We start from the raw sequence: 11569 nt of genomic DNA, 5'->3' as shown, positions 1-11569 counted from the left end.
GTCCAGATGCGCACCCGGGTCACACCGCAGGGTGGCACCGACGTCCCGGTGCCGATGCCCTGAGGCTCAGGCGTCGGGCGGGAAGGCGATGGCCTCGCCCTCGATGCGCAGGCGGAGCTCGGTGCCCTTCGCGGCGATGAACGCGTTGGAGTGACGGATGCTGATGATCTCTCCCCCGCGGGCGAGCGCCGATGTCTCGCAACCCGGTTCACGCCCCGACGTCAGCTCGAGCCGGACCGTGCTCTCGGGACCGAAGTAGTCGGTGTCGACGACGACGCCGCGGATCGGACCGTCCTCGTCGACGCGGATCTGCTCCGGGCGGAGCATGAGCTGCACGCGGCCTCGACGGGTCGTCGGCGCCAGCCGGACGGCTCCGAGGGAGCACGAGGCGGTGTCGCCCTCGACCCAGGCCTCGAGCATGACGGCGTCGCCCAGGAACTCCGCCGTGGCACGGTCCACCGGTCGGGTGTAGACCTCGAGCGGGCTGTCGACCTGGGCGAGGAGACCGTCGCGCATCACGGCGACCTGGTCGGCGAAGCTGAGCGCCTCGGCCTGGTCATGGGTGACGAGGACCGTCGTGATGCCGGCGTCGTGCAGGACCTTGGCCACCGTGCGCCGGGTCGCGACCCGCAGCCCCGCGTCGAGCGCGGAGAAGGACTCGTCGAGCAGCATGAGCTCGGGCTCGCGGGCAAGGGCCCGCGCGAGCGCGACGCGCTGCTGCTGCCCGCCCGAGATCTCGTGCGGACGGCGGGCCGCGAGTGCCGCGTCGAGCGAGACCATCTCGAGCAGCTCCGCGACCCTGGCCTGGGTGGCCTTGCGGCCCTTCGGCAGCCGCGCGGTGTCGATGCCGAAGGCGACGTTCTGCCCCACGGTGAGGTGGGGGAAGAGCGCCCCGTCCTGGGCCACGTAACCGACGTCGCGGTGGTGGGCCGGCACCCAGGCGCCCACGCCCGCGAGCGAGCGCCCGCTCAACGTCACCGAGCCTGCCTCGGCCCGCTCGAAGCCGGCGATGAGCCGCAGCAGGGTCGTCTTGCCCGAGCCGGACGGTCCGACGATGGCCGTCGTGCTGCCCGGGTCGACCGACAGCGTGACCCCGCGCAGCACCTGCTGGGATCCGAAGCTCTTCACGAGTCCGCTGACCTCGAGTCGACCGCGCGCACCCGGGTCGTGGTAGCCGACCGTCGCGACGGTCGAGGTCTGGGGGCTGGTCAGGGGTGTCGGTGTCATTGTCCGGCCGCTTTCTTCGACTGCTGGAAGAGCACATAGGTCATCGGCGCCGAGAGCACGACCATGAGCAGGGCGTAGGGGGCGGCGCCGGCGTAGTCGATCTCGCTGCTCTTGGCCCAGAACTGCGTCGCGAGGGTGCGCGTGCCGTTCGGTGAGAGCAGCAGGGTCGCCGTCAGCTCGTTGACGATGGCGAGGAAGACGAGCGCCGCTCCCCCGGCGGCCGCCGGCGCCGTGAGTCGTAGCGTGACCCGGGCGAACGCGGCGAAGGGGCGCACACCCAGCGCCTGCGCGGCCTCCTCGAGCTCACGCGGGGCCTGGGCGAGACCCGACCGCAGGCTGACGAGCGCGCGGGGCAGGAAGAGCAGGACGTAGGCCGCGACGAGCACGAACGCCGTCTGGTACATCCCGGGAAGCAGGCGGATGCTCACCGTGACGAAGGCGAGGCCGACGACGATGCCGGGCATCGAGCTCGTGACGTAGTTGGACAGCTCGAGCGATCGGGTGAACCAGCTCGGCCGGCGCACCGCGAGGAACGCCATCGGGAACGCCACCAGGGTCGTCGCCACCGCACCGGCCACGCCGTAGAGCAGCGTCTGGAGCAGGGCCGGGACGAGCTCGTCCGGCACCCAGATCGCCGAGCCGCCGAGCACGACCCACCGCACGACGAACCACATCGGAACGCCGACGGCGAGCACGACGAGGAGCAGGAGCGAGAGCTGCGCCGGGGCGTGGAGGCGGCCCAGCGGCATACGCCCCGGCACTGCCTGGCCACCGGAGCCGACGCGGGCGTAGCGCGCGGTGCCCCGGCTGCGCACCTCGGCGACGAGGAGCAACAGGCACAGGACGACGAGCACGCTCGCGAGCATGTTGCCGGCGGCGCCGTTGAACGTCGACTGGTACTGCACCATGATCGCCGTCGTGAAGGTGTCGAAGCGGATCATCGCGAAGGCGCCGTACTCGGACAGCAGGTGCAGGCCGACGAGCAGCGCACCACCGGTCATCGCGAGCCGCAGCTGAGGGAGCACGACCCGGCGGAACACCTGCCAGGACCCGAGCCCCAAGGAGGCCGCCGACTCCTCGAGCGCCGGGTCGAGGCGGCTCATCGTCGCGGCGGCCGGGATGTAGACGAGCGGGAAGTAGGACAGGACCGAGATGAGCACGCCCGACCAGAGACCGCCGAGGGACGGGACGGCTGACACCCAGCCGTAGCTGTTGACGAACGCCGGGATGGCCAGCGGTGCGGCGAGGGCGAGCGCCCAGAACCTGTTGCCGCGCAGCCGGGTCCGCTCGACGAGCCAGGCTCCGCCGACGCCGAGCACGAGGCACAGCGGCACCGAGAACAGCATGAGCAGGACGGTGTTGAGCAGCAGCTCGCCGACGCGGGCCCGGAAGACCAGACCGACGGCGGTGTCCCAGCCGGTCGCCACGGTCATCGCCAGGACGTAGCCGAGGGGCATGAGCGAGAACAACGCGATGAGCACCGCGAGCACCGGGAGCACCGGCGGTCGCCGGTGCTCCCGGAGCGCAGTCAGGTCCGTGGTCACCGGAGAACTACAGCAGACCAGCCTGGGTCATCAGATCGGTGACCGTGGCGGAGTTGAGCTTGGCGGGGTCGACCGTCGGTGCCTGGAGGTCCTTGAGGGGCACGAGCGCCGGGTTGGAGGGCACAGCCGAGCCGATGGCGTACTCGAAGGACGTGCCCTTCTGCAGCACCTCCTGGCCGGCCTTGCCCGTGATGAACTTCAGCAGCGACTGGGCGGCCGCGGCGTTCTTCGAGGACTTGAGCACCCCGCCACCGGACACCGAGACGAAGGCGCCCGGGTCCTGGTGCTTGAAGTAGTGGGTGCCGACGTTGGCCGAGTTCTCGCCGGTCTTCGCCTGGTCGCCGTAGTAGTAGTAGTGGTAGATCAGCGCCGTCTCGACCTCGCCGGAGTTGACCGCCTTCATCGCGGTGCTGTTGCCCTTGTAGACCTTGGCGTTGGTCTTCATCGCCGTCAGCCACTCGTTCGTCGCGGCCTCACCCTTGAGGGCCGCCAGCGCGGAGACGATCGCCTGGAAGTCGGCTCCCGACGGCGACGCGGCCCAGCGGCCCTTCCACTCGGGCTTCGCGAGATCGAGCATCGACGCGGGAAGCTGGTTGGCCTGGACCTTGCGCTTGTCGTAGACGAGGACCGTCGAGCGGGCCGCAATGCCGGTCCACTTGCCCGTGGACGGGCGATACTCGGCGGGGACCTGGTCGAGCGTGGCCTTGTCGACGTCGGCGAAGAGGCCGGCGTTCTCGACCTGCGTCATGGCGGGGCTGTTCTCCGTGAGGAAGACGTCGGCCGGCGACGCCGCTCCCTCCTGCACGATCTGGTTGGACATCTCGGTGTCGTCGCCGTTGCGGACCGTGACCTTGATCCCGGTCTGTTTCGTGAACGCGTCGACCCACTCCTTCGTGAGGCTCTCGTGCTGCGCGTTGTAGACGGTGATGCTGCCCGTGCCGGCGCTCGCTCCGCCGCTCGCGGACGATCCGGAGCCACAGGCCGTCAGGGCGAGGGCTCCGGCCGTCGCCATGGCGACGCCGATCAGGGTGTGGGGGCGGGAGGTCATGTGAGCTGCCTTCGTGATCCGGAAGGAACGTGCCGGTCTGGCGACCGGCACGTCCAAGTAGGTAAGGCTTACCTTACATGCCGTCGGGCGTGCTCTCGACCACCTCCACCGGAACGTGCGGGACACGCCTGCCGCTGCTCCGTGGCCGTGCTGGCGCCCCACTACGCTTGGGTCATGCGTCAGACCATCGTGTCCCTCGTCGACGACCTCGACGGGTCGGACGCCGACCAGACGGTGACCTTCGGCATCGACGGGGGCTCCTACGAGATCGACCTGTCCGCGGCCAACGCCGGAGAGCTCCGCTCGTCCCTCGACAGCTGGGTGTCCAGAGCCCGGCGAGCTGGTGCCGAGCGCCGCGACGAGCCCGGCGCCGTCGACACCCTCGAGACCCTCCACACCCGCGCGCGCCTCACCACCGTGCTGCCCGCCGTGGGCGAGTCCCGCAACGCGCTCATCCGCGCCTGGGCGGCCGAGAACGGACACCACGCGCCCGCCCGCGGTCGCATCCCGCAGACGGTCGTCAAGGCCTACAAGGACGCCCAGCGCTAGGGAGCACGGCCCTGGTCGGCTCTGGTCGGGCCCGCCGTGGCCTGCTGTCAGTCCTGCCGGCTCGTCCCGCGCTCGCGGTACTCCTGCTCCGTCACCCGCTTGCCGTGGACCCAGTACTGCACGGAGCCGTCCTCGGCCTCCACGGCCGGCCCGTCGAGCCGGTGCAACCGGGCCGCGGTGAAGTACAGGGTGTCGCCGCGAGCGACGATGACCTTGTCGTAGCCGCCCGTGGGGTGTGGGGTCCCGCTTCTCCAGTCAGGCTGCGACGTCACGTTCTGTAGTCTCCGAATCAGTGGGTGGACGGCCGGGCTCAGGCTACCGGGACGGCCACGACACGCCGTCGCCGGGCGCAGCGGGCGACCGTCCCGAAAGCGGCCTCCGGGATGGCGGGGATTGCATGCGCCGGCCGGTCGTGGCAGGCTCGGAGGGTCAGAGCGGTCCAACCACAGCGCCGACTCCGTCATCCGTACCACCGGAGATGAGTCATGGCGCGCCATTCTGTTCCCCCCCGGCCCGCGTTCACCGATCGCGACGCACGGACGTCCGAGCTCTTCGAGGAGCTCGCCGCGGCCACGTCCGAGGAGGAGAGGGACCGGGTCGTCGAGCAGGTGGTCCTGCTCTACCTCGACCTCTGCTCGACCATGGCAGGCCGCTACGACGGCCGCGGAATCGAGCAGGAGGACCTCGTCCAGGTCGCCCGTCTCGCGCTCGTCAAAGCCGTCCGCCGCTACGAGCCGGGCCACGCGCCGTCGTTCGCCGCCTACGCCGTGCCGACCATCTCCGGCGAGCTCAAGCGCTGGTTCCGCGATCGCGGTTGGGTCGTGCGCCCGCCACGGCGCCTCCAGGAGCTGCGGGCCGACCTGCAGGCCGTCCGCTCCGCGCTGGAGCAGGAGCTGGGCACCACGCCCACCGACGCCGACCTCGCCGAGGCCGTCGGGACGAGCGTCGACCAGGTCCGGGAGGCCTTCGCCGCTGCCACGGGCTTCCGCCCCCTGTCCCTCGACTGCAGCCCCGCTGACGACGAACGGCCCGGGCTGGCAGCCTTCTTGGCCTGCCCGGACGACGACCTCGAGGCGGCCGACGACCGCGTCTGCCTCACCCAGGTCCTGAGCGAGCTCGACGACGAGGAGCGCGAGCTGCTGCTCATGCGCTACGTGGACGGCATGACCCAGCGCGAGATCGGCGAGGCGCGCGGCGTCAGCCAGATGCAGGTCTCGCGCCGCCTGCGACGCATCACCACTCGCCTGCACGACCAGCTGAACGCCCAGGCCGGCAACTCCCCGGACGACGGGCTCACCGATGAGGGCCGCGAGACGGCGCAGGAGGCCGTGCGGCTCAGCCCCGCATCCTGACGGGTCTCGACCGCACGAACGAGAAGGGCTCCCGACCGCTGAAGTGCGGTCGGGAGCCGTTCACGTCGAGCTGTGCTCGTCGAACCGTGCGTCAGCGGGGTCAGCCGCCCGAGGTGGCGCCGGCCTCGTCCGCGTGGCTCTTCGCGCTCTCGGTCACGTCCTGGGCCGCGGAGGTGCCCTCCTCCTTCACGGTCTGCACCGAGTCCTGGGCGCGGTCCTTGACGGTCTGCACCGCGTCCTGCGCCGGCTCCTTGAGGTGCTCGGCGCTCTCCTGGGCCATCTGCTTGACGGTCGACTGGGCCTCGTCCAGCACTGGCGCCGCGCGGTCCTTGACCGCCTCGGCCACCTGCGCCTCCTTGCTGCTCGCCGGCAGCAGCGAGCCAAGGAGCCAACCGGCTCCCAGGGCGATGAGCCCTGCCGCCAGAGGGTTTCCGCGGGCCTGACGCTTGACGGAGCTGGCCGCACCGTGGGCCGTGTCGCCCACGCTCGAGGCCATCGACGACGCGCTGTCGGACGTCGCGTGGCCGGCGTCCGAGGCCGACCCCATGATCTGGTCCTTCAGCCCGACCGCACGGCCCTTGACCTTGTCAGCTCCCTTGCGGGCCATGTTGCCGGGTGTCACGGACTCACCGAGTGCATTGACGTCGCGGCTCAGCTCGCTCCGCGTGCGCTCGATCTCGGCGCGGATGACCTCCGGGTCATCGCTGGTGGACTGGTAGTTCATGCTCACAACGTCTCCTCGTGTCCCTTGAGCGCCTCGGGGACCTGCTTCGTGGTCGCCACGGTGCGCTCCAATCCCTGGATGTTCTTCAGGTCGCGCCGTCCCAGGCTGAACAGGACGGCCCCGACGATGGCCCACACCGCCATCACGATGACGGCCGCCCAGCCCCGGCTGTTGAGAGCGGACGACAGCCACTCCCACACCGCGATGGAGAGGAAGAGCAGCGCCATCCAGCCGGCGAGCGCGGCACCTCCCAACTTGCCACCGGCCTTGCCGGCCTGGCTGACGGACTGCTTCGCCTCGGCGCGAGCCAGCGCGATCTCCTGACGCAGCAGCGTCGACAGACCCTGGCTGACGTCGGCGACCAGCTCACCGATGGAGGCCGACTCCGCCTTCTCGTGCCCGGTCTGGTGGGTGGGTTCGTAGCCCGGCTCATAGCCCGGCTCGGCCCCGGCGGGACCGCGGTACTGCCCCTCGGGCAGTGCGGTACTCATCGCGACTCCCCGGGGACCCCCGTGGACGATCCGGGGTGGGTGTAGGTGGCCGGGTCGATGCCCGCATCGACCCGCGTCGGGTCGGTGTCGCTCAGGTCGACCGGCTCGACCTGCTCGACCACGTATGCCGTGTCGGTGCCGTAGGCCGTGTCGTCGCCATAGGCCGCCCCGGTGCCGACACCGACGGGGACGTCAGCGTCGTAGGCGGGCACGACACCTGCGGGAGCGGTCGTACCACCGTAGGTCGCAACCGACGGGCTCGCCTGCGCGAGCGAGGACTGAGCCTGGCCGCCGGAGGAGTCGGCGGTGAGGCCACGGGTCATGCGGCCCCCGACGAGGCCGAGGATCGCGGCCCCGGCGATGAAGGCGCCGGGACGCCGGCGGGCGAAGGAGCGGACCTCGTCGAGGATCTCGCCCGGCTGCCGGTTCTCGAGCCAGCTGGCGGCGGCGTCGAGCCGCGAGGCGCCCTGGCGTGCCAGGTCCGCGGCCATGCCGGACTCGCCCTGCTGGCTCTCGGCCATGCCGGAGAGCTCGCTGCCGAGGGACCGCAGACCCTGGACAGCACGCTGCGTCTGTCCGGAGGCCTGGTCGGTGGCTTCACCGGTCAGCTGCTCGAAGAGCTGACGCAGCTGCGTCCGCGCCTCGTGGGCGACGTCCTTGGCCTCCGAGGCCGCCGTGGAGGCGACGCTCTTCGTGCTCTCCTTGGCATCCTGGGCCACCGCGCCGGCGTGCTCCTTGGCGCCGGGCTCACCCGACGAGCCGAAGCCGGCGTCGTTTCCGACGGCCGTGCTCGATGCTTGGGGGGATTCGAAACGTTCGGTCATTCGATCGGTCATGAGTACGTAGACCCCTTCCGAGATCGGCGCGCGTCCCGTGTCCGGCCCACTTCTTGAGCGTCGGGATGCTGAGCGCCGTCCTGATGGATGGTGTACCCGTCTGGCACACGCGCAAACCACCAACGGCGACCTTTGGCTCAGAGGCGGTCCAGCAACCCCCGCTTCACCGCGTCCGCCAGGGCCTGCGGCCCGTCGAGGACGTCCAGTGCCCCGGCGTCGCGCAGCTCGGCGTCGCCGAAGCCGCCGGTGCGCAGTCCGATCGACGGCATGCCGGCAGCGACAGCCGCTCGCGCGTCCCAGGTCGCGTCACCGACCATCACGCCACTCGAGCCATGGACCCGGGCCAGTGCCGCGAGGAGCAGGTCGGCCGCCGGCTTGCTCTCCTCCGCGTCCTCGGCGGTGGTCCAGGCGTCTGCCACGGAGCGTCCGTCGAACAGGTCCAGGAAGGCCTCGACGTGCTGTGGCTGCCCCGAGCTCGCGCACACGACGCGCAGGTCGCGTTCCTTGAGCATCTCCAGGAGGTGGCGGGAGCCGTGGAAGGGCTGCACCTCCCCGATGAGCTGGTCGAACTCCTCGGTCCACTGCTCGCGCAGGGCGTCGCCGAGCTCCTTCTCGACATCGTGACCTGCGACCTCGGCGACGAGCTTGTCGCCCCCCATCCCGATCGCCCGATGGATACGCCACAGCGGCGGGTCCAGATCGTGTCGCCCGAACGCGCGCGACCAGGCCAGGGTGTGGTGGTAGTTGCTGTCGACGAGGGTTCCGTCGACGTCGAGGATGACAGTGTCGATCATGGGTGAGACCTACCCCGCTCGGGCGCTCCGCACCCGAAGGCAGTCCCACGACGGCTGGGCGACGGCTGGCAGACGGGTTCGCGACTGCCCCGCGAGCAGGTCAGTTCTCGGGGCCGGCGTCGACGAGCAGACGAGCGACGTCCACGACGCTCACGCCGGCGCGCGCGGCGGCGCGGTCCAGACGGTGCCGTGCCTCGCTCGGGGGGATCGTCTGGGCCGCGACGAGAACCCCGACCGCCAGGTCGACCAGGGCCAGGTCCTCCAGCCGTTGGACGGCCCCAGTGGCCCTGAGCCGGCTGCTGAAGGAGAGATCGGCGTTGGTGACGGCGCCCGGCGCCCAGGCGCCGAAGAGTCCGGCCAGCTCCTCGTGCCGGCCCTTGAAGGTGTCGGCGGCCGCGCCGTAGATGTTGACGCTCCCGACGACGTCCGGTCCGGCGAGGATGGGCAGAGACAGCGTGCTGGCCACCCCACAGCTCCCGCTCGCACCCGCGAACAGCTGCCAGCGACCCTCGTCCAGCAGATCCTCGTGGTCCACCGCGACCGCCTCCCCGGTGGAGACGGCCTGCTCGCACGGGCCTCCGTCGAGGTACTGCAGGGCGTCGAGACCGGCCAGTGGCTGGGCGGTGGTGAGGTAGGTGAACGTGATGTCCTGCTCGAGGACACTGATGCTGAAGCCCACGAGCCCCGGCACCCGACGTCCCACCGCTGACGCTGCGTCCTCGAGATCTCGCCCGAGCTGATCGTCACCGAGCTCGCCCAGCCGCCGCAGGGCCTCTCTCGTCTCCGGAATGGGTTCCACGACCGCTCCTTACCCATCCGCCGTTGAAACCCCAGCACCGGCGTTGCCTCCCCGCGTGGCGTGGGTAGGTGAACCTCCGGGCCGGTAGGAGCAAACCCGCCCCCTACCCTCCACCCTCCCTCGAGACTGCGGAGCCCACGGATGAACGACACGACGAACAGGCCGGACGTCGCCGACCACCTGCGCCGGGTGGCCGAGGACTTCGAACGCCTCGGTGACGAGCTCTCCCACTCACCGCACTCCAACCCCTACGAAGCCGTCCTCAAGCTCGCCGTCGAGCGGGTGCCGGCTGCACGCGCGGCCAGCATGACCACCGTCGAGCACGACCGTTTCGTCACGGCTGCGGCCACGGACGACATCGCCAGGCGCGCCGACGCGATCCAGTACGCGCTGGGCTCGGGCCCCTGCATCGACGCCATCGTGGACCAGGCGATCTACCAGCCGGACGACCTCGAGGCCGACGACCGCTGGCCCGAGTACGGCCGTCGCGTGGTGGCCGAGCTGGGCCTGCGCAGCATGCTGTCCTACCGGATGAACCTCGAGTCCAGCGGAGTCATCGCCGGCCTGAACCTCTACTCCGACCAGGTGGGCGCCTTCGACGAGCACGACCTGGCGGAGGGCCTGCTCCTCACGACGCACGCTGCGCAGGCCGTGTCGGCAGCCCACCTGCTCGACCGGTCGAGCAACCTCCAGCGGGCTCTCGTCTCCAACCGCGACATCGCCACGGCCGTGGGCGTGCTCATGGGCCAGCACAAGCTGACGAGGGAGCAGTCCTTCGACCTGTTGCGGATCGCGAGCCAGAACGCGAACCGCAAGCTGCACGAGGTCGCCCTGGACGTCATCGACACGGGCGTCGTCGACGTGACCCCGCCCGCCCGCAGCTAGCCGGTCCCTGCGTCGGGCCGGGGGCTCGTCGGCTACAGGGCTCCCCGGTCCACGACCTCGTGGGCGATGACGTGCAGCTTGCGGTTCTGACCCATGCTCGCCTCACGCAGGCGGTCGAACGCCTCGGCCTCGGTGATCTTCTCCATGGCCATGAGCACGCCTATCGCCGCGCCGATGGTGCGGGAGTGCACGAGGGCGCTGGTGAGGTGCCCCGCCCGCATCTCGGAGGCGTCCAGGCGCTCGAGTGCGTCGAGGAGGTACTCCTCCGTCGTCTCGGGCAGGAACCGCTCGGGCGGCTCCACGAGCCCCGGGTGGGCATGGGGCCGGGCCCCCCGCAGGGACTCCGCCAGGGACTCCGCCAGGGACTGGGACTCGGACGGGGACACAGATGCACGGCGCTGGCTCACGGCATACTCCTGTGGCTCTTCTCGATACGTGCGGGCCGCGGTTCGGGCTCCCGTCCAGCGTACGAAGGAGGTCGCGCGCTGGCTAGATCCCGGAGCGCCATTGCCCTCCCCTGACGGGCCCTCGCTGGTCGCCGGCCCCGGGACAGGCGACGATGTCGGTATGGCGAAGTCTGGACGAGGTCCGCGGTTCTTCAAGCGGCGTGGTGACGACCTGACGGTGAAGGACGGCGAGGGGCACAAGCACCATGCGGTCCTGGAACGCGTCGACGCCGACAGCACGCAGGAGGACGGCTCCTTCGTCCTCGGCTACTGCAAGAGCTGCGACTGGACGGGTCCGGCCCGGCGCGCGCGGGACAAGGCCCGCAAGGACGCGCTCGCCCACGTCGAGGACTGCCCCAGCAAGGGGAAGGTCCGCCTCGGTGTCGGCGAGGGGGACCCACGCTGACCGTCCGACCGGGTCGTGCCCGGCTCGCCCCGAACGCGCCGCAATCCTCCCGGCCGCATCCTGCATTCACCCAGCGGCGCTAGGTTCGAGGTGCCGGAGGTCGCTGCCGCCGGCGGCGGCCGTGAAGAGGAGTGCGCGTGGTGGATCCCCTGCTGGCCGGTGACCGTGCTCCCGGGCCGCGGACGCTCGTCGACGTGCTCGCCGACGTCACGTCGCGCCATCCCGACGCCCCGGCGCTCGACGACACCCGCCGGGTCCTGACCTACGCGGAGCTCACCGAGCAGGCCCGGCGCCTGGCCGTCGAGCTGGCGGCAGCGGGCGTATGCCGGGGGGACCGGGTGGGCGTGCGGGCCCCCTCGGGGACCGTCGACCTCTACGTCGCCGTTCTCGGGATCCTGCACGCCGGGGCCGCCTACGTGCCCGTCGACGTCGACGACCCCCAGGAGCGGGCCGACCTCGTCTTCTCGG

15 protein-coding genes are annotated in these 11569 nt (G+C 71.2%); 5 read left to right on the top strand and 10 right to left on the bottom strand.

Annotated elements, in window-relative coordinates:
* Positions 1-66 precede the first annotated feature (66 nt).
* The 3 genes from AC1DP0_RS10040 to AC1DP0_RS10030 are packed head-to-tail and all read right to left on the bottom strand — an operon-like array spanning position 67 to position 3819.
* Entirely contained in the window at positions 67-1227 is a 1161-nt protein-coding gene (locus AC1DP0_RS10040; RefSeq protein ID WP_478084206.1) for an ABC transporter ATP-binding protein, read from the bottom strand.
* A complete protein-coding gene (locus AC1DP0_RS10035) occupies positions 1224-2771 on the bottom strand; it encodes an ABC transporter permease (RefSeq protein ID WP_478084204.1) in 1548 nt (515 codons plus the stop codon). Before AC1DP0_RS10035 ends, AC1DP0_RS10040 begins: the two co-directional genes overlap by 4 nt.
* 7 nt (positions 2772-2778) lie before the next feature.
* The gene (locus tag AC1DP0_RS10030; protein ID WP_478084203.1) at positions 2779-3819 is read right to left on the bottom strand and encodes an iron ABC transporter substrate-binding protein; all 1041 of its coding nucleotides are present in this window, start codon (positions 3817-3819) and stop codon (positions 2779-2781) included.
* 174 nt (positions 3820-3993) lie between these two features.
* Between AC1DP0_RS10030 and AC1DP0_RS10025 the strand changes: the two genes are divergently transcribed.
* Positions 3994-4368, top strand: a complete 375-nt coding sequence (locus AC1DP0_RS10025; RefSeq protein WP_478084202.1) for a histone-like nucleoid-structuring protein Lsr2 — start codon at positions 3994-3996, stop codon at positions 4366-4368.
* Positions 4369-4415: 47 nt separating this feature from the next.
* Here the strand turns inward: AC1DP0_RS10025 and AC1DP0_RS10020 are convergent, their stop codons facing one another.
* On the bottom strand, positions 4416-4640 hold the full coding sequence (locus AC1DP0_RS10020) for a hypothetical protein (RefSeq protein ID WP_478084201.1): 225 nt from the start codon (positions 4638-4640) through the stop codon (positions 4416-4418).
* A 213-nt stretch (positions 4641-4853) separates the two neighbouring features.
* Between AC1DP0_RS10020 and AC1DP0_RS10015 the strand changes: the two genes are divergently transcribed.
* Positions 4854-5720, top strand: coding sequence for a sigma-70 family RNA polymerase sigma factor (locus AC1DP0_RS10015; RefSeq protein WP_478084199.1), 867 nt, complete (start codon positions 4854-4856; stop codon positions 5718-5720).
* A gap of 100 nt (positions 5721-5820) precedes the next feature.
* On the opposite strand, the gene AC1DP0_RS10010 is transcribed toward AC1DP0_RS10015, so the two are convergent.
* The 5 genes from AC1DP0_RS10010 to AC1DP0_RS09990 all read right to left on the bottom strand — a co-directional run bounded on the left by AC1DP0_RS10010 (position 5821) and on the right by AC1DP0_RS09990 (position 9364).
* A complete protein-coding gene (locus AC1DP0_RS10010; protein WP_478084197.1) occupies positions 5821-6444 on the bottom strand; it encodes a DUF3618 domain-containing protein in 624 nt (207 codons plus the stop codon).
* A gap of 2 nt (positions 6445-6446) precedes the next feature.
* Positions 6447-6935, bottom strand: coding sequence for a phage holin family protein (locus AC1DP0_RS10005; protein WP_478084193.1), 489 nt, complete (start codon positions 6933-6935; stop codon positions 6447-6449).
* Positions 6932-7759 carry a hypothetical protein gene (locus AC1DP0_RS10000; protein ID WP_478084192.1) on the bottom strand — a complete coding sequence of 276 codons (828 nt, stop codon included), beginning with the start codon at positions 7757-7759 and terminating at the stop codon, positions 6932-6934. The genes AC1DP0_RS10005 and AC1DP0_RS10000 overlap by 4 nt, the downstream gene beginning before the upstream one ends.
* A 149-nt stretch (positions 7760-7908) precedes the next feature.
* Positions 7909-8565 (bottom strand): HAD family hydrolase, encoded by a 657-nt coding sequence (locus AC1DP0_RS09995; RefSeq protein WP_478084189.1) that lies wholly within the window; start codon positions 8563-8565, stop codon positions 7909-7911.
* Positions 8566-8665: 100 nt separating this feature from the next.
* A complete protein-coding gene (locus AC1DP0_RS09990) occupies positions 8666-9364 on the bottom strand; it encodes an ANTAR domain-containing protein (protein ID WP_478084187.1) in 699 nt (232 codons plus the stop codon).
* Positions 9365-9505: 141 nt separating this feature from the next.
* Between AC1DP0_RS09990 and AC1DP0_RS09985 the strand changes: the two genes are divergently transcribed.
* Complete coding sequence (locus tag AC1DP0_RS09985) at positions 9506-10249, top strand: ANTAR domain-containing protein (protein WP_478084186.1); 744 nt, start codon at positions 9506-9508, stop codon at positions 10247-10249.
* A gap of 32 nt (positions 10250-10281) precedes the next feature.
* Here the strand turns inward: AC1DP0_RS09985 and AC1DP0_RS09980 are convergent, their stop codons facing one another.
* Positions 10282-10656, bottom strand: coding sequence for an ANTAR domain-containing protein (locus AC1DP0_RS09980; protein ID WP_478084185.1), 375 nt, complete (start codon positions 10654-10656; stop codon positions 10282-10284).
* 160 nt (positions 10657-10816) lie between these two features.
* On the opposite strand from AC1DP0_RS09980, the gene AC1DP0_RS09975 reads away from it, so the two are divergent.
* Both AC1DP0_RS09975 and AC1DP0_RS09970 read left to right on the top strand, forming a co-directional pair.
* On the top strand, positions 10817-11101 hold the full coding sequence (locus tag AC1DP0_RS09975; RefSeq protein ID WP_478084183.1) for a hypothetical protein: 285 nt from the start codon (positions 10817-10819) through the stop codon (positions 11099-11101).
* Between the two features lie 137 nt (positions 11102-11238).
* Positions 11239-11569, top strand: a 331-nt coding sequence (locus AC1DP0_RS09970) for an AMP-binding protein (RefSeq protein ID WP_478084180.1), incomplete at its 3' end; no start/stop codon positions are given.

Source organism: Terrabacter sp. P5_B1, assembly GCF_056400505.1.
The sequence above is the reverse complement of the archived record's forward strand: the minus strand, read 5'-3'. Positions and strand labels throughout refer to the sequence as shown.